Source organism: Streptococcus sp. 343_SSPC, from assembly GCF_001072385.1.
In the GTDB taxonomy this organism is placed as follows: domain Bacteria; phylum Bacillota; class Bacilli; order Lactobacillales; family Streptococcaceae; genus Streptococcus.
In genome coordinates this window covers 41,448-57,207 of sequence record NZ_JVKU01000022.1, presented here as the reverse complement: position 1 = coordinate 57,207, position 15,760 = coordinate 41,448, and the positions used below count along the sequence as shown (strand labels likewise).

At 42.2% G+C, this 15,760-nt stretch carries 18 protein-coding genes and 1 other annotated feature; of the genes, 4 read left to right on the top strand and 14 right to left on the bottom strand.

Annotation, left to right across the window (positions count from 1 at the left end; translation table 11 throughout):
• Positions 1 to 9 precede the first annotated feature (9 nt).
• From ADH27_RS06945 to ADH27_RS06910, 8 genes are all read right to left on the bottom strand, one after another.
• Complete coding sequence (locus tag ADH27_RS06945; protein ID WP_048716936.1) at positions 10 to 1,272, bottom strand: UDP-N-acetylglucosamine 1-carboxyvinyltransferase; 1,263 nt, start codon at positions 1,270 to 1,272, stop codon at positions 10 to 12.
• 238 nt (positions 1,273 to 1,510) lie between these two features.
• A complete protein-coding gene (gene copZ / locus ADH27_RS06940; protein ID WP_006596060.1) occupies positions 1,511 to 1,717 on the bottom strand; it encodes a copper chaperone CopZ in 207 nt (68 codons plus the stop codon).
• 48 nt (positions 1,718 to 1,765) lie between these two features.
• The gene (locus ADH27_RS06935) at positions 1,766 to 3,994 is read right to left on the bottom strand and encodes a heavy metal translocating P-type ATPase (protein WP_048716934.1); all 2,229 of its coding nucleotides are present in this window, start codon (positions 3,992 to 3,994) and stop codon (positions 1,766 to 1,768) included.
• The gene (locus ADH27_RS06930) at positions 3,991 to 4,425 is read right to left on the bottom strand and encodes a CopY/TcrY family copper transport repressor (protein WP_048716931.1); all 435 of its coding nucleotides are present in this window, start codon (positions 4,423 to 4,425) and stop codon (positions 3,991 to 3,993) included. Before ADH27_RS06930 ends, ADH27_RS06935 begins: the two co-directional genes overlap by 4 nt.
• Positions 4,426 to 4,730: 305 nt before the next feature.
• Positions 4,731 to 5,921, bottom strand: coding sequence for a methionine adenosyltransferase (metK, locus tag ADH27_RS06925; RefSeq protein ID WP_048716930.1), 1,191 nt, complete (start codon positions 5,919 to 5,921; stop codon positions 4,731 to 4,733).
• 193 nt (positions 5,922 to 6,114) lie between these two features.
• Complete coding sequence (locus ADH27_RS06920; RefSeq protein WP_048716927.1) at positions 6,115 to 6,768, bottom strand: hypothetical protein; 654 nt, start codon at positions 6,766 to 6,768, stop codon at positions 6,115 to 6,117.
• 192 nt (positions 6,769 to 6,960) lie between these two features.
• Positions 6,961 to 7,410 carry a hypothetical protein gene (locus ADH27_RS06915; RefSeq protein ID WP_048716924.1) on the bottom strand — a complete coding sequence of 150 codons (450 nt, stop codon included), beginning with the start codon at positions 7,408 to 7,410 and terminating at the stop codon, positions 6,961 to 6,963.
• 422 nt (positions 7,411 to 7,832) lie between these two features.
• A complete protein-coding gene (locus ADH27_RS06910; RefSeq protein WP_048716922.1) occupies positions 7,833 to 8,327 on the bottom strand; it encodes a hypothetical protein in 495 nt (164 codons plus the stop codon).
• Between the two features lie 235 nt (positions 8,328 to 8,562).
• Here ADH27_RS06910 and ADH27_RS06905 point away from each other — a divergent pair, with 235 nt between their 5' ends.
• From ADH27_RS06905 to ADH27_RS06890, 4 genes are read left to right on the top strand one after another with little or no spacing between them, the layout of a single operon-like run.
• Positions 8,563 to 9,243: an amino acid ABC transporter permease gene (locus ADH27_RS06905; RefSeq protein WP_048716920.1), complete on the top strand. Its 681-nt coding sequence runs from the start codon at positions 8,563 to 8,565 to the stop codon at positions 9,241 to 9,243.
• Positions 9,203 to 9,880: an amino acid ABC transporter permease gene (locus ADH27_RS06900; protein ID WP_048716919.1), complete on the top strand. Its 678-nt coding sequence runs from the start codon at positions 9,203 to 9,205 to the stop codon at positions 9,878 to 9,880. Before ADH27_RS06905 ends, ADH27_RS06900 begins: the two co-directional genes overlap by 41 nt.
• Position 9,881: 1 nt before the next feature.
• Positions 9,882 to 10,640: an amino acid ABC transporter ATP-binding protein gene (locus ADH27_RS06895; protein ID WP_048716917.1), complete on the top strand. Its 759-nt coding sequence runs from the start codon at positions 9,882 to 9,884 to the stop codon at positions 10,638 to 10,640.
• 11 nt (positions 10,641 to 10,651) lie between these two features.
• Complete coding sequence (locus ADH27_RS06890; RefSeq protein ID WP_048716914.1) at positions 10,652 to 11,509, top strand: cysteine ABC transporter substrate-binding protein; 858 nt, start codon at positions 10,652 to 10,654, stop codon at positions 11,507 to 11,509.
• 41 nt (positions 11,510 to 11,550) lie between these two features.
• Here ADH27_RS06890 and ADH27_RS06885 read toward each other — a convergent pair whose 3' ends face one another.
• The 6 genes from ADH27_RS06885 to cmk all read right to left on the bottom strand — a co-directional run bounded on the left by ADH27_RS06885 (position 11,551) and on the right by cmk (position 15,760).
• On the bottom strand, positions 11,551 to 13,044 hold the full coding sequence (locus ADH27_RS06885; RefSeq protein ID WP_048716912.1) for a hypothetical protein: 1,494 nt from the start codon (positions 13,042 to 13,044) through the stop codon (positions 11,551 to 11,553).
• A 91-nt stretch (positions 13,045 to 13,135) separates the two neighbouring features.
• Positions 13,136 to 13,603: a deoxycytidylate deaminase gene (locus tag ADH27_RS06880; protein ID WP_006597396.1), complete on the bottom strand. Its 468-nt coding sequence runs from the start codon at positions 13,601 to 13,603 to the stop codon at positions 13,136 to 13,138.
• Between the two features lie 133 nt (positions 13,604 to 13,736).
• Entirely contained in the window at positions 13,737 to 14,096 is a 360-nt protein-coding gene (rplT, locus tag ADH27_RS06875) for a 50S ribosomal protein L20 (RefSeq protein WP_000124834.1), read from the bottom strand.
• Positions 14,097 to 14,145: 49 nt separating this feature from the next.
• Positions 14,146 to 14,346, bottom strand: coding sequence for a 50S ribosomal protein L35 (rpmI, locus tag ADH27_RS06870; protein ID WP_001125942.1), 201 nt, complete (start codon positions 14,344 to 14,346; stop codon positions 14,146 to 14,148).
• A gap of 33 nt (positions 14,347 to 14,379) precedes the next feature.
• The gene (gene infC, locus ADH27_RS06865) at positions 14,380 to 14,910 is read right to left on the bottom strand and encodes a translation initiation factor IF-3 (RefSeq protein WP_006597373.1); all 531 of its coding nucleotides are present in this window, start codon (positions 14,908 to 14,910) and stop codon (positions 14,380 to 14,382) included.
• Positions 14,911 to 14,925: 15 nt separating this feature from the next.
• Positions 14,926 to 15,056: a sequence feature (ribosomal protein L20 leader region), on the bottom strand.
• A 20-nt stretch (positions 15,057 to 15,076) separates the two neighbouring features.
• Complete coding sequence (cmk, locus tag ADH27_RS06860) at positions 15,077 to 15,760, bottom strand: (d)CMP kinase (RefSeq protein ID WP_048716909.1); 684 nt, start codon at positions 15,758 to 15,760, stop codon at positions 15,077 to 15,079.

The window sequence follows — 15,760 nt, the reverse complement described above, 5'->3', positions numbered from 1 at the left end:
AATCGTTCGTTATGCTTCATCAATCAGCTCGATGTCAGCTCCCAATTGTTGCAATTTTTCAATAATATGCGAATAGCCGCGAAGGATAAACTCAATATTGGTAATCTCCGTTCTACCCTGAGCCATCAAACCGGCAATCACCAAGGCAGCCCCTGCACGCAAGTCTGTCGCCTTAACTGGAGCTCCTGTTAATTGGTTTGGTCCTTGGTAAACAATGCGATCACCAACTGTTTCAATGGTCGCTCCCATGCGCATCAGTTCAGCCACATGGTTGACCCGCTTTTGATAAATAGTATCTACGATGCTTCCCTTTCCATTAGCTGTCAAGAGCAATGGAGTCAAGGGTTGTTGCAAATCAGTTGCAAATCCAGGGTAAGGAGAGGTTTTAATGTGAACAGCTTTCAGATTTTCTTGCTTTTCAACAAACACACTATCCTCAGAAATGGTCATCCGAACACCCATTTCTTCCAGCTTAGCGATAAAGCTTTCCAAGTGTTCATAGAGGACATTCGTAATTTGAATTCCTTCTCCAACAGCTGCAGCAAGGGCGATATAGGTCCCTGCTTCGATGCGATCGGGGATCACTTGGTGACGCGTCCCGTGGAGATAGTCTACTCCTTCAATGGTAATGATATCTGTACCCGCACCACGAATGTGTGCTCCCATATTATTGAGAAGGGTCACGACGTCAATGATCTCAGGTTCACGAGCAGCGTTTTCAATAACGGTACGACCTTCCGCTTTAACAGCCGCTAGAATGGTATTGATAGTTGCTCCAACACTAACCGTATCCATATAGATGGCCGCCCCACGAAGACGCTGTCCATTTGTGGAAAGGTTCATACTCGAACCATCCATGGTCATCTTAGCACCCATCGCCTCAAAGGCTTTTAAATGCAGATCAATGGGGCGTGGACCTAAATCACATCCACCTGGTAGACCCACAGTTGCCCGGCCATAACGTCCCAAAAGACTTCCGTAGAAATAGTAAGAAGCTCGAAGACTGTTGATCTTTCCAAATGGCATTGGCATATCTTGTACACCACGCGGATCGATAATAAGAGTCTCCCCATCTCGCTCCACTTTTGCTCCCATGAGGGTCATAATGTCAATCAAGCTAGCCACATCTGATATATCTGGAACACCATCAAGGGTCACAATTTCGTCTGCTAAAATAGTTGCTGGAATGAGGGCCACCACACTATTTTTTGCACCACTAATGGTCACCTCACCTTTTAAAGGGTGACCACCACTAATTATAATTTTTTTCATGTAAATTTGTATAAGCTCTTTCAATCATTCGGTAAAAAATTACCGCATCTATTATATCATAAAAACGCTTCATTTTCCACTACTTCTTATCTTTTGATCGGTCCATCCAATCCTTAAAAAACCTCAACTATATGTTTTACTATTTTTTTATATTTTTGCTTGCAAGCCTAATTTATTTATGTGTTCTCTTGTTGTTTTTTTAAAAAAGGCAGCCCTTTTCGGACCGCCTTTCCTGACTTTATTTCACTTCATTTCCTAGTTCGTATTTACTGCCTTTTAGAGCTCGGCTCAAGGACCATTTCCAAGGTTTCCCTTCAATGGTTACTTGTTTTTTCTCTAAATCAACTTTTACTTCTTCTACACCTTTTACAGCAGATAGTTTTTCAGTGACAGCATTGGCACAACCTTGGCATTTCATTCCACTAATTTCGTATGTTTTTGACATAATTATTTTCCTTTCTTTTACTCGAGGAGGTAACTTTTCTCCTAGTTCTTACAATTTTTTTCTCTTTAATCTGAGAGCATTCAGTACAACCGATACTGAACTAAAACTCATGGCTAGACCTGCTAACATCGGGTTTAAGAGCGGGCCACCAAAGAGATAGAGAAGCCCCATCGCCACCGGAATGGCTAAAACATTGTAGATAAAGGCCCAGAATAAGTTTTCCTTGATGGTTTTAATCGTGTAACGACTAATTTCCAAGGCTCGGACAACATCCATTAATTGCGGTTTCATGACGACGATATCGGCACTTTCCATGGCGATATCTGTCCCAGATCCCATGGCAATTCCGATATCCGCGGTTGCAAGAGCTGGTGCATCGTTAATTCCATCTCCCACCATGATCACAGACTTGCCTTCTGCTTGCAATTCTTGGATCACCCGTGATTTTTCTTGAGGAAGGACCTGACTGATGACCTGCTGGATTCCAGCCTTCTTGGCAATCGCTCGAGCAGTCCGTTCATTATCCCCAGTCAGCATGATGACCTCCTTGCCCATTTTTTCTAGGCTAGCAACCATTTCTAAACTATCTTCCTTAATCCGGTCTGCTACCCCAAATAGGGCCAAGAGTTGTCCATCTTCAGCTAAGAAAATCGGGGTTTGTCCATCCTGAGTTAAGTCCTCCAAGTCAGCCTTGGCAAGATGAATATCGATTCCTTCCTCATCCATGAGTGTTTGATTCCCAGCCAGATAAACCTTCCCACCATAGTTAGCAGTGAGGCCCCTTCCTGTTAGACTAGAGAAGTTTTCCATCTCTAATAAGTCTATATGCTCTTCTTTCGCAGCATCCAAAATAGCTTGTCCTAGTGGATGTTCGGATTTGGCTTCCAGAGAAGCTAGGACTTGTAAGGCATGGTTCGTTTGACCATAGGTATAGGAAGAAGACAACTGAGGTTTACCTTGAGTGATGGTCCCTGTTTTATCAAAGACCAAGACTTGCGCTTGGTGAGCTAACTCAAGGACATCCCCTCTCTTGTAGAGGATCCCATGCTCTGCTCCTAATCCTGTTCCCACCATAATGGCTGTCGGAGTCGCCAAGCCTAGAGCACATGGACAGGCAATGACTAAGACACTGATCGTTACCGTCATAGCAAAGGTGAAGGTTTGGCCCATGATGAAGTACCAAAAGAGGCCTGATAAGAGGGCAATCCCCATGACTACTGGGACAAAGACCCCTGCCACTTGATCCGCAATCTTGGCAATCGGTGCTTTGGTTTGTTGGGCATCTTCCACCAGCTGAATGATTTGTGCTAGTAAGGTATCCCGACCAACTTTCTCAGCCCGATAAACCAAACTACCTTGTCCATTAATGGAACCTGCGTAAACTTGACTGCCTTCAGTTTTTTGGATGGGGATAGATTCACCCGTCAGCATACTTTCATCAATGGCTGATTGTCCGGAAACCACTTGACCATCAACGGCTATTTTTTCACCTGGTTTGACCAGGATCTGATCTCCAATGACCAAGTCTTCTACAGGTAGTTTCACTTCCTTTCCATCACGTAGGACCGTTGCCTCTTTAGCCGCCAGATGCATGAGCTTTTTGATAGCTTGAGAAGTACGCCCTTTTGATAATGTTTCAAAATACTTACCCAAAGTAATCAAGGTCAAAATCACGGCTACAGATTCAAAATAAAGCTGGTGCACGTGATGGTGGTGGCCAAGCAAAATGTGATAAGTCCCATAAAGACTATAAAGAAAGGCTGCACTAGTCGCTAAAGCTACCAAAGCATCCATATTGGGATGGCCTTTTAGAAGGGTTCGGAAGCCATTTCGATAAAAGGCTCGACCGAAAACCATCACAGGGATGGTCAAGGCCAAAAGTACAAGAGTATAAGCCACTGGTGCTTGATCAGGTGAAACAAATGCAGGTGCCGGTAGGCCAATCATGGGCCCCATTGCTAGATAAAAGAGAGGCAGGGTGAAGACGGAAGACCAAAAGAGGCGTTTTCGGATCACTTGTAGCTTGTCACCTTCTCGCTCTTCTTGGCTCTTAGCTGTATCTGGATTGTATACTACTGCCTCATAACCGGCGTCCGCTACTGCTTTTGAAATAGCCTCTGGACTCAAAGGTTCCCCCTGATATTCAACCGTCATTTTTTCAGTGGTTAGGTTGACTGTCGCTTTTTCAACACCCTCAAGATGGTTAACAGCTTTCTCCACATTGATCACACATGATGCACACGTCATCCCATTGACGACAAAAGTTTCTTCTTTCATTTATCTTCCTCCACATGACTGGCACAGTGACACTGGCCAGGTTGGCAATCACATTGAACCCGCTCCACGCTCACTTTCGAAGCCAGGAGGTCTTGCAACCCCTTCATTTGCTCCTCGGTCATAGGGGTTTGCTGGATTAATCGCTCCAATATGTGACCATGCTTGGTCAAGCAGATCTTACTAAAAACTTCATTGACAGCTGTAAAATTTGCCTCTTCTTCATTGAGGATGGCCTGATACAAATAGGTTCGACCTTCTCTTCGACTTGTCAAATAGCCTTTATCAGCCAATCGTCCTAAGAGGGTTTTCACCGTCGAAGCTGACCAGTCCTGCTTGGTGGAGAGAATCTTGGTTATTTCTGTAGAAGTCGCTTCCCCCTTAGTCCAGAGAACTCTCATGACTTCCCATTCCGCACTTGAAATCTTTGCCATTCTTTTACCTTTCTAGCTCTCATCAAGAACAATTAATTTACATTTGTAGTTCCATTATACACCTTCCATTTTGTTTGTCAATAGTTTTGTTTACTTTTGTAGATTAATTTCATAAAAAGAGAGTGGGACAGAAATCGGTAATTCGTTAGAATTCGATTTCGTCGTCCCACCTCCGCACAGTTGAGTAGGGCTGTAAAAGCTGATGAAATCAGCGTAGTAGAGCCCACTCAACCACTGCGTCTTGCTCGATAATCCAAAGATAATTGAGAGGCTAGGACTTTTGTCCCGGCCTCCTTTCTATCTCCTTAGTTAACTGCTTCTTTTAAGGCTTCTACCTTGTCCAAACGTTCCCATGGTAGATCGATATCAGTACGTCCCATATGTCCATAAGCCGCTGTTTGACGGTAGATTGGACGTTTGAGATCCAACATTTGAATAATCCCTGCAGGACGAAGGTCAAAGATTTGACGCGCTGCTGCTTCTAATTTGCTTTCAGCAACTGTTCCTGTACCGAAAGTATCGATACGAACAGATACAGGGTGAGCCACCCCAATCGCATAAGCCAATTGCACTTCTGCTTTCTTAGCAAGACCTGCAGCAACAATGTTTTTAGCGATATAGCGAGCTGCATAAGAAGCTGAACGGTCCACCTTAGTTGCGTCCTTACCAGAGAAGGCACCACCACCGTGACGTGAGTAACCACCATAGGTATCTACGATAATCTTCCGACCCGTCAAACCTGAGTCTCCTTGAGGTCCTCCGATAACGAATCGACCTGTTGGATTGATAAAGAATTTAGTCTCATCATCCAGGTAAGAAGCTGGAATCACTTCCTTGATGACCTTATTGATCACATCCTGGTGGATTTGTTCATTGCTGACATCTGGATCGTGTTGAGTTGAAATAACCACCGTATCCACGCGCACTGGCTGGTCATTTTCATCATACTCAACAGTGACTTGTGACTTGGCATCTGGACGAAGGTAGCTGATTTCACCAGACTTCCGAAGCTCTGCCAACCGACGAACCAACTTGTGACTGAGTGAAATTGGTAATGGCATGAGTTCTTCTGTTTCATCCACCGCAAAACCAAACATGAGACCTTGGTCACCTGCACCAATCAAGTCAAGTGGATCTTGGTCTGCGTTTCCACGGACTTCCAAAGCTTCATTAACCCCTTGAGCGATATCAGGAGATTGTTCCACCAAAGATGGGTGGACTCCCACTGTTTCAGCCGAGAATCCATACTCAGTGTTTGTATAACCGATCTCTGCAATGGTATCACGAACCACACGGTTAATATCGACATAAGCTGTAGTTGAGATCTCACCAAAGACATGCACGGAACCAGTATAAACAGCTGTTTCTGCAGCCACGTGTGCTTCTGGATCTTGCTCTAAAATAGCATCCAAAATAGCATCTGAAATTTGGTCTGCAATCTTATCTGGATGCCCCTCAGATACCGATTCAGACGTGAATAATTTACGTTCTGACATAAAAATGTCCCCCCTTAAAAAATAATTGTTATAGAGTTACAAAGAACTGGTAGATGCTTTCTACCACCTTATCGGGACCATATAACTTAACTATTATATCACGATTTTTCACCAGTATTCCTTTTTTTATAAAAAGAAAAAGATATAGTTTGAAACTATATCTTTTAACTTAACCTCTTTCCAACTCTAATTCCTACAGTAGCAAGGTCCCTATTAATACAAGGATAGTGGAAATGATAGATGGAATTTGAATACCTAACCAAGCTGGATCACCAGCAAAAAGCATGGACGCAAAATAGAGAGTTACTGAAACAAATAGCATCGTCTTATTAGCCGTTTTCGTACCAATGCCAAGCAAGACTGTCGCAGCAATGTAACAAGTAAGGTAAGAGCCCAAAAAGAACAAAAAGACAATCGCCCATCCTCCCATTACCAGAGCACTACCTATAAAAAGCATCAGTAAGCCCATATTTACGAAAAATACAAGAGTTAGAAGGCCCCTATTAGGAACAGAATTTTCTGGGGCTTGTTCCGCCATTTGTGGCTGAGCAGGATTTTCTGGACCTTGATCCGCCATTTGTGGTTGAACAGGATTTTCTAGATCTTGATACGTCATTGGTGGCTGAGTAGGATTTTCTGGGACTTGATACGCCATTGGTGGCTGAACAGGATTTTCTAGGCCTTGTTCTGCCATTGGTGGCTGAGCAGGGTTTTCTGGGACTTGAGACCCCATTGGTGGCTGAGCAGGGTTTTCTGGTACTTGAGCCCCCATTCGTTGCTGAATAGATTCTTCAGGCATTCCGTCTTTGTCTTGGTTTGTTTCACAATTTAGCTGTTGATCTGTCATAATTTTCTCCTGACATTTTTCTAAAATATTTTGCTTTTCTTAAAATGCTGGAATAAACGATTTTATAAGTGATATTCACTGAATTCTTCCATGCATCTAATGACATTTTTAAAATATACAAATTGGTAGAATTTCTTGACTCGATAGGATCATTGATCAAGCAAATACTGATTTAAAAGAGTTTCCCCCTTCTTAATATCTCAATACTTCTTTATCTTCTTTCGCTAGGATTGTTCCTATTAAAACGAGAATAGATAAAACTATCGGTGCAATTCGGAAAACTCCCCAGTCTGGATCATAAGCTAAAATAATGGACAGTATATAAAGTACGAAACTCGTATAGAGTAGCGTCTTATTCCCTTTCTCCATCCCTATTCTAAGAAAAATGGCCCCAATAACAATACTTAATAAATTTGGTCCTAGAAAAATTAAAATGAAAAGTCCCCAAGCATTACCCGAAAGTGCAAAGTAAGAGATAAACAATACAAGATAGATAATGGATAAGTAAAAGGCGACTGAAAGAAGAATGGAGGTAAATTTGATTTTTGTTGGATAATTCTGGATAGGTGCCGAATAAAAACCATCTCCACTTATCCTAATCGTATCTTTAGTTTCTTCAACATTATTCTGCTGATTTGCCATAGCATTCTCCTCCCTTTTCTTATTACTTTATTTATGTTTTCTCTTAAAACATTTATACACTATTTCATCATTCTTTTCATTAACCGTAAGACAACTGGAATCCTACCAAGGAATTGCAGGATAGTGACGCCCAAGGAAACCAACGGAACGATCGGATACCAGGTATGCTCTTTTCTAATCGAAGAACATAATCGTACCCAATCCATTTTCACTACCTGCTATCCAAACAGTCGAAATATAAAGAAAGGTTACAAAATAAATTAGCCCGGATACCATTTATTTCTAGACATTTATTTCACTCCACTTTCAAAGTAAAGTATAAATTGATTTGTTACCTCTCATTATACCACAATTTGTAACCGCTTCCTCCATGTTTTCTCGCTATATAAAAAAGATAGGATTTTACGCCCTATCTTCTATAATTACTCTCCATTATCAAACATTACAGTTCCGAAAAAAACCACTATAGCTATTATAAGAGGCATAAACAAAAATATTCCCCCAGCTTGGTCATACACTGCAATCATCGAAACAAAAAATAAAACTGCAGATGTATAGAGACTTGTTCTATTCCCAATCGTTTTTCCGCTCCAAAGCAGAAGGGTAGCAATGATAATACAGAGAAAATGGAGTTGTAACATAATTGTCCATTCTCTAAATGCGATCGCGACGAGTAGAGACCATCCTAGGTATATAGTTGCGAAAACAAGTGCAATAGATAGTACTATCGTACTTCCGACTCTTTTTTCTGTCCTCATCTCATTGTTAGAAAGGAGAGTATCTCCTAAAACATATGCCTCTTTGTCTTTATTTTCTTTGGGATTCTGCTCTTCACCCGCCATGGATGACTGAACAGTCCCCTCAAGCACACCTTGATGCTCTTGGTTTGATTCATACTTTGGATCTTGGTCTGTCATCGCCCTTCCTCCTCTTTTATAAGGTTAAGTGATTTGGTATTTCTTACTCCTATTATACCCCATTTGATAATCTATTGCATCGGCTATGACGGGTGATAAAATTTATCTATCAGCTTGATAAATTTTCCATATTATTCAAATGTTTTTTTTCGTGTTACAATGTGACAGTATTATTTTCTAATCAGTAAGGTAGCATTTCTTTTTTCCTTGCTCATTAGAGAGGAGGAAATCATTTTTGGATTGGTCAATTGTTGAACAATACTTTCCACTCTACCAGCAGGCCTTTTTCTTGACCTTTCACATTGCTGTATGGGGGATTTTAGGTTCATTTCTTTTAGGACTGATTGTCAGTATCATCCGACACTATCGTTTACCGATTTTAAGTCAACTAGCTGGCTGTTACATCGAACTTTCTAGAAATACACCGCTCTTGATTCAGCTCTTCTTCCTCTACTTTGGATTGCCAAGGATAGGAATCGTCCTTTCTTCAGAAGTCTGTGCAACCATTGGTCTCATCTTTTTAGGTGGTTCCTATATGGCTGAGTCCTTCCGAAGCGGTCTAGAAGCTGTCAGCCAAACCCAGCATGAAATCGGTCTCTCCATTGGGCTAACACCCCGACAGGTCTTTCGCTATGTGATTCTACCACAAGCGACCGCAGTGGCTCTGCCTTCCTTTAGTGCCAATGTCATTTTCCTGATTAAAGAGACCTCTGTATTCTCTGTAGTCGCTTTAGCTGACCTCATGTATGTAGCAAAAGATTTGATTGGACTCTATTACGAGACAGATATCGCCCTGACCATGTTGGTTATTGCCTATCTGCTTCTCTTACTACCGATTTCACTTCTCTTTAGTTGGATAGAAAGGAGATTACGCCATGCAGGATTCGGGAATCCAAGTACTCTTTCAGGGAAATAATCTCCTTCGGATACTCCAAGGCTTGGGCGTGACCATTGGAATTTCCATTATCTCTGTCTTCCTATCCATGATCCTTGGAACTTTACTCGGAATCGTGATGACTTCTCATTCAAAAGTCATTCGTCTGCTCACTCGCTTTTATCTGGAATTTATCCGGATCATGCCTCAGTTGGTCCTGCTCTTTATCGTATACTTCGGCTTGGCCCGCAACTTCAACATCAACATTTCTGGTGAAAGTTCAGCTATTATCGTCTTTACCCTTTGGGGAACGGCTGAGATGGGGGATTTGGTCCGAGGGGCCATCACTTCTCTTCCAAAACACCAGTTTGAAAGTGGACAAGCCTTAGGATTAAGCAAGGTCCAACTATATCGCTACATCATCATCCCACAGGTTCTCAGACGATTGCTTCCACAAGCTATTAACTTGATTACGCGTATGATAAAAACAACCTCCTTAGTGGTCCTCATCGGGGTTGTAGAAGTTACCAAGGTCGGCCAGCAAATCATCGATAGCAACCGCCTGACCATCCCAACCGCTTCTTTTTGGATTTATGGAACTATTTTAGTCTTGTACTTTATTGTTTGCTTCCCTATTTCCAAATTAGCAGGACTGTTAGAAAACCACTGGAGGAATTAATATGTCTGAAACCATTTTAGAAATCAAGGACCTAAAAAAATCCTTTGGAGACACTCCTATCCTCCAAGGGCTTTCCCTCAAGGTTCAAAAAGGGGAGGTCGTGGTGATCTTGGGGCCTTCTGGTTGTGGTAAGAGTACCCTCCTTCGTTGTATCAATGGCTTAGAAAGCATCCAAGCTGGCGATATTCTCTTGGATGGTCAATCCATTACCAAGAATCAAAAGGACTTCCACCTGGTCCGCCAAAAGATTGGGATGGTCTTCCAAAGTTATGAACTCTTCCCTCATTTAGACGTTCTCCAAAACTTGATTCTTGGTCCTACAAAAGCTCAAGGACGAGCTAAAGAGGAAGTCATCAAGGAAGCAGAAGAGTTACTGGAACGGGTCGGTCTCTTGGAGAAGAAACATAGCTACGCAAGGCAGTTGTCTGGTGGACAGAAGCAACGGGTAGCCATCGTTCGCTCCCTCCTCATGCATCCAGAAATTATCCTCTTCGATGAAGTGACAGCCTCTCTAGACCCTGAGATGGTCCGGGAAGTTTTAGAACTCATCAACGACCTGGCCCAAGAAGGACGGACCATGATTCTGGTGACTCACGAGTTACAGTTCGCACAAGCTATTGCCGATCGAATCATTTTCTTGGATCAGGGCAAAATTGCCGAAGAAGGAAGTGCTCACTCCTTCTTTACCAACCCACAAACCCAACGAGCACAAGAATTTTTAAATGTATTTGACTTTAGCCAATTTGGCTCATATCTATAAAGGAGATTTTTATGAAATTCATTAAACCAATTTTAGTTCTTTTTACCTTCGCTCTCGCTTTGCTCTTTATCACTGCATGTGGCTCTAGCAAGTCATCATCTTCTTCTACCGGCTCTAAAGCACGTACCATTGAAGAAATCAAGAAAAGTGGCGAGCTTCGTATCGCAGTCTTTGGAGACAAAAAACCTTTTGGTTATGTTGATAATGATGGATCCTACCAAGGTTACGATATCGAACTAGGAAACCAATTAGCTAAAGACCTTGGTGTCAAACCGAAATATGTATCAGTGGATGCGGCTAACCGTGCGGAATACTTGATCTCCAATAAAGTGGATATCACATTGGCCAACTTCACCGTAACTGATGAGCGGAAGAAACAAGTAGACTTCGCCCTTCCTTACATGAAGGTTTCACTCGGTGTGGTGTCTCCTAAAGATAAGGTCATCACTGATGTGAAACAATTGGAAGGAAAAACCTTGATTGTAACCAAGGGAACTACTGCTGAAACCTACTTTGAAAAGAACCATCCAGAAGTGAAACTTCAAAAATATGACCAATACAGCGATGCCTATCAAGCTCTCCTAGATGGACGTGGCGATGCCTTCTCAACAGACAACACAGAAGTTCTTGCCTGGGCCCTTGAAAACAAAGGATACGAAGTTGGAATTACTTCACTTGGTAATCCAGATACTATCGCACCAGCGGTTCAAAAAGGAAACAAAGAACTCCTTGATTTCATTAACGATGACATTCAAAAGCTTGGAAAAGAAAACTTCTTCCACAAAGCTTATGAAAAAACTCTTCACCCAACCTACGGCGATGCTGCAAAAGCAGATGACCTCGTTGTTGAAGGTGGCGAAGTAAAATAACAAATAAAGACTCTATCGCAATGATAGAGCCTTTTTTCTTTTCAAAAATTATTTTCCCTAGTATCCTTTGGTCGTTTCATCCAAAAGAAAGTAGCTAGTAGGACATCGATGGCTAAACAGAAAGATAGGATCTGTAGTGGCCACAGCAAGCCATAAACAGCTGATAGCCCGTAGAAAATACATGCAGAAGCCCAAAAGATTCGAGAATCTATCGCCAATGCGAACTGGGTTGAGACAAAGCCGATAGTAAATAAAACCAAATGAATACCCGTTGCATAAAAAATGATGAAGGCAAAAGGGCCTGTCAGGATGAGTCCAATAATACCCAAGCCATAATAAGCAAGACCTAACCATTTTGGGAGAGCAAAGAGATACGAAAACATAGACGATGCATTTTCTTCCTTGCTTAAGTTCCTGTTAAGAGGCTCTCTAGATGTCTCAAGTGACTGCTGGCTATTGCTGTCTTGCTCAACTGTCACATCCACTGTAGGCTTCTCCTGCCCAGCCTCTAAGTCCTTTGTTACAACTCCTTCTCCCCTATCGCTCGATTTGTTCCCAAATAACATAACAAGAGGAGCGATGACTAATTTTTCTTTTATCAAGACGAATACATTAGGATAGCCGTATCGTTTTGGATAAGTAAGCAAATCGGGTAATAAGGACGAAGATTCCTTATTTCCGGAGCTTCCTTCATCTGAACCATTTTGACTTTCTAACCGCTCAGCTGGCTCTTCTTCATCTCCATATGCAGCACCTTCTCGCTTAGCAAGGGCGCTTGACCGCGTCCCAAAGATCTTTTGCAAACTTTCCTTCTGTCTATATACCAGATAAAGGGAAATAACAGAATGGTAAAAAGGGATGGGTGAAGTCGTCTTTAAAACAAGCAGGTCTAGTGTGACAGAAGGGAGATAGTAACAACCATAAAGACAACTAAGCACAAATAGAACCTTCTGATTCTTAAGGACGAGAAGGCAAGTCAACAAAATGACTAGCAGGACTTCTTGGTCCACTCCTTCAAACAATCTCCAGTAAAAGTCAGATTTTGAATGATCCAATATATTCCACAAGCGTAAGACAACAGGAATCCTATCGACCAATTGTAAGATACTGATCCCCAAGGAAACCAACGGAACGATTGGATACCAAGTCCCTTCCTGACCAACTAAAGAACGAAGACGAGGCCACTCCACCTTATTGATCATGATCAGGACAATCGCTAAGGTTGGAAGTTGAGAAAGTCTCATCACAACCTCAGTACCAAACAAAGCAATGGGAACCTCTTGTGGCCAAAAGATGCTGAGGACGAGGAAGAGAGCATAAAGAAGAAGCCCCTCCGCCTTCTCCTGGTCTTTCCAGATTTTAACTGTGAGAAAGACTTGAATAGCCATCCATAAAAGAATCTGAATGATTGACAACCAGATAATAGGGGGATTCTCTCCGTTTCCAGGCTCTCCGGATAAGAGCATAAATACTTGAAAAAGAGCCTCAAGAATCTGGACTAGTAAGAGAATGAGGTAGCAAATTTTACGGTTCATCACAATCTCCTCCCTCTAGACGAATCAGTGAAGCGTGAACTCAAAAATAAGCTTTCAATATAATTGTAGGTAGTGAGACAGCAATCCATTCTTAAATAAAGTCTGCCTCTGCAATAGCTTCTTTGACCACTTCCAATGGAAGATGGACTAGCTCTACTTCTTTTTCACGGTAGAGATACTGAGCATATTCATCGATGCGGTATTGATGGATATAAACTACCCGCTTGCAGCCTACTTGAAGCAGCTGCTTGGTACAGTTGAGGCAAGGGAAATGGGTCACATAGGCTGTGAAACCTTTGGGAATCCCCCGTTCCGCTCCCTGTAAAATGGCATTGACCTCTGCATGGAGGGTCCGAACACAGTGTCCCTCCACCATGAGGCAGTCATGATCCAAGCAATGCTCCGTACCAGAGACAGAGCCATTGTAACCCGTCGCAACCACCTTATGATCCTTGACCAATACAGCACCCACCTTGGCTCGCTTACAAGTTGCTCGATTTGATATTAACAAAGCCTGTGCTGCAAAATACTCATCCCAAGCTAATCGTTTATGTCCCACAGTCTTGTCCTCCTTCATTAACATTCTAAATTTTTTTCATTATAGCACGAAATCAGCAAGAAAAAAAGATAACACTGTCACAGCCGATTCGTTCACTCAAAGAAAAAGAGATCCATGCGGATCTCTTTATTAATTATTTACCAAGTTTTGCTTTAGCTGCATCTGCAAGAGCTGTGAAAGCTGCTGCATCGTTAACAGCCAAGTCAGCAAGCATTTTACGGTTAACTTCGATCTCAGCCAATTTCAAACCATGCATCAATTGTGAGTATGAAAGTCCGTTCATACGAGCTGCCGCATTGATACGTGTGATCCACAATTTGCGGAAGTCACGTTTCTTTTGACGACGGTCACGGTATGCATAGTAGTAAGAGTTCATTACTTGTTCTTTTGCAGTACGGAACAAGATGTGTTTAGCTCCATAGTAACCTTTAGCTAATTTAAGAATACGTTTACGACGTTTGCGTGATACAACGCCACCTTTAACACGTGCCATTTATATTTCCTCCAATATTTCCTAGAATTCTTTACTTACAAATACGCGATTATTTCAAGCGAGTAAGCATTGCTTTGATACGTTTGAAATCTCCTGAATGCACCATAGATGCTTTACGAAGATGACGACGTTGTTTCTTAGTTTTTCCGTGGAAACGGTGAGAAGTGTAAGCACGGAAACGTTTAAGTCCACCAGAACCTGTACGTTTGAAACGTTTAGCTGATGCGCGGTGTGTTTTTTGTTTTGGCATGATATTTTCTCCTTTTTTTAACTTTCTGACAGATTATTTCTTGTCAGTTGCTGGTGCCAACTGCATGAACATTTGACGACCATCCATTTTAGCACGTTGTTCGATGATAGCAATATCTTGAGTTGCTTCAGCGAAATCGGCTAAAACTTTTGCCCCAATCTCTTTATGGGTGATCATACGACCCTTAAAGCGAATGGAAACCTTCACTTTGTTCCCTTTTTCAAGGAACTTGCGAGCATTGCGAAGTTTTGTATCGAAATCACCCTTGTCGATAACTGGGCTCAAACGAACTTCTTTCACGGTCACAACGCTTTGTTTTTTGCGTTGTTCTTTTTGTTTCTTCTGGTACTCAAATTTGAACTTACCGTAGTCCATAATTTTCGCAACAGGAGGTTTAGCTTGAGGTTGAATGAGAACCAAGTCCACATTAGCGTCGTCCGCAAGTGCTTGCGCTTCACCAAGTGGTTTGATACCCAATTGTTCGCCCTCAAGACCGATTAAGCGAACTTCACGTACACGAATTTCATCATTGATGAATAAGTCTTGCTTTGCTATGGTTTTCACCTCTTTTTTTATTTTAGAGAAAAACAAGAGCGGACTTGCTAACGCAAACCCGCACTACATGATTATATTTCATTTCTGAAACTTGATCCGTAGGGGCCAGACAACGTTAGTCGCAAGGCGAGAAGTTCTCACTTCTGCTTTTCTCAACTTTTATATGATATCAAGTTTATGATGGATTGTCAAGGATTTTTTTTGCTTTTTCTTCAATAAATGCAACCACTTGATCAATTCCGACACCAGTCGTATCAAAATGAATGGCATCGTCTGCTGGTTTCAATGGCGAAACCTCTCGGTGACTGTCTTTGTAGTCCCGCTCAGCAATTTCTTTTTTCAATACTTCTAAATCTGTTTCAATGCCCTTGCTCATATTTTCCTTATAGCGACGTTCTGCACGTTCTTCTACAGAAGCCACTAGGAAAATCTTCAATTCTGCATTTGGTAAGACAACCGTCCCAATATCACGACCGTCCATGACGATTCCCCCTTGAGCAGCAATCTGTTGTTGCTGGGCTACCAAGCGCTCACGCACAGGAGCCAAGGCAGATACCCAAGAGACATTGTTGGTCACTTCATTGTCACGAATTGGATGAGTCACATCGACATCAGCTACGAAGACTAATTGCTGCCCGTCTTCAGATCGCCCAAAGCTCACAGGATATTGGTTCAGCAAATCAACCAACTGGTCAACATCTGCTTCGGTCAGATCATGACGAAGAGCCAGATAGGTCGCTGCGCGATACATGGCACCCGTATCGAGATAAGTGTAGCCTAAATTTTTAGCAATAATCTTAGCAACAGTTGACTTCCCGCTAGATGCAGGGCCATCAATCGCGATTTGAATCTGTTTCAT

Excerpts from the sequence above, each read along its gene's own strand:
- ADH27_RS06945 (WP_048716936.1), bottom strand. The coding sequence starts at position 1,272 with ATGAAAAAAATTATAATTAGTGGTGGTCACCCTTTAAAAGGTGAGGTG.
- copZ (WP_006596060.1), bottom strand. The coding sequence starts at position 1,717 with ATGTCAAAAACATACGAAATTAGTGGAATGAAATGCCAAGGTTGTGCC.
- ADH27_RS06935 (WP_048716934.1), bottom strand. The coding sequence starts at position 3,994 with ATGAAAGAAGAAACTTTTGTCGTCAATGGGATGACGTGTGCATCATGT.
- ADH27_RS06930 (WP_048716931.1), bottom strand. The coding sequence starts at position 4,425 with ATGGCAAAGATTTCAAGTGCGGAATGGGAAGTCATGAGAGTTCTCTGG.
- metK (WP_048716930.1), bottom strand. The coding sequence starts at position 5,921 with ATGTCAGAACGTAAATTATTCACGTCTGAATCGGTATCTGAGGGGCAT.
- ADH27_RS06920 (WP_048716927.1), bottom strand. The coding sequence starts at position 6,768 with ATGACAGATCAACAGCTAAATTGTGAAACAAACCAAGACAAAGACGGA.
- ADH27_RS06915 (WP_048716924.1), bottom strand. The coding sequence starts at position 7,410 with ATGGCAAATCAGCAGAATAATGTTGAAGAAACTAAAGATACGATTAGG.
- ADH27_RS06910 (WP_048716922.1), bottom strand. The coding sequence starts at position 8,327 with ATGACAGACCAAGATCCAAAGTATGAATCAAACCAAGAGCATCAAGGT.
- ADH27_RS06900 (WP_048716919.1), top strand. The coding sequence starts at position 9,203 with ATGCAGGATTCGGGAATCCAAGTACTCTTTCAGGGAAATAATCTCCTT.
- ADH27_RS06895 (WP_048716917.1), top strand. The coding sequence starts at position 9,882 with ATGTCTGAAACCATTTTAGAAATCAAGGACCTAAAAAAATCCTTTGGA.
- ADH27_RS06890 (WP_048716914.1), top strand. The coding sequence starts at position 10,652 with ATGAAATTCATTAAACCAATTTTAGTTCTTTTTACCTTCGCTCTCGCT.
- ADH27_RS06885 (WP_048716912.1), bottom strand. The coding sequence starts at position 13,044 with ATGAACCGTAAAATTTGCTACCTCATTCTCTTACTAGTCCAGATTCTT.
- rplT (WP_000124834.1), bottom strand. The coding sequence starts at position 14,096 with ATGGCACGTGTTAAAGGTGGCGTTGTATCACGCAAACGTCGTAAACGT.
- rpmI (WP_001125942.1), bottom strand. The coding sequence starts at position 14,346 with ATGCCAAAACAAAAAACACACCGCGCATCAGCTAAACGTTTCAAACGT.
- cmk (WP_048716909.1), bottom strand. The coding sequence starts at position 15,760 with ATGAAACAGATTCAAATCGCGATTGATGGCCCTGCATCTAGCGGGAAG.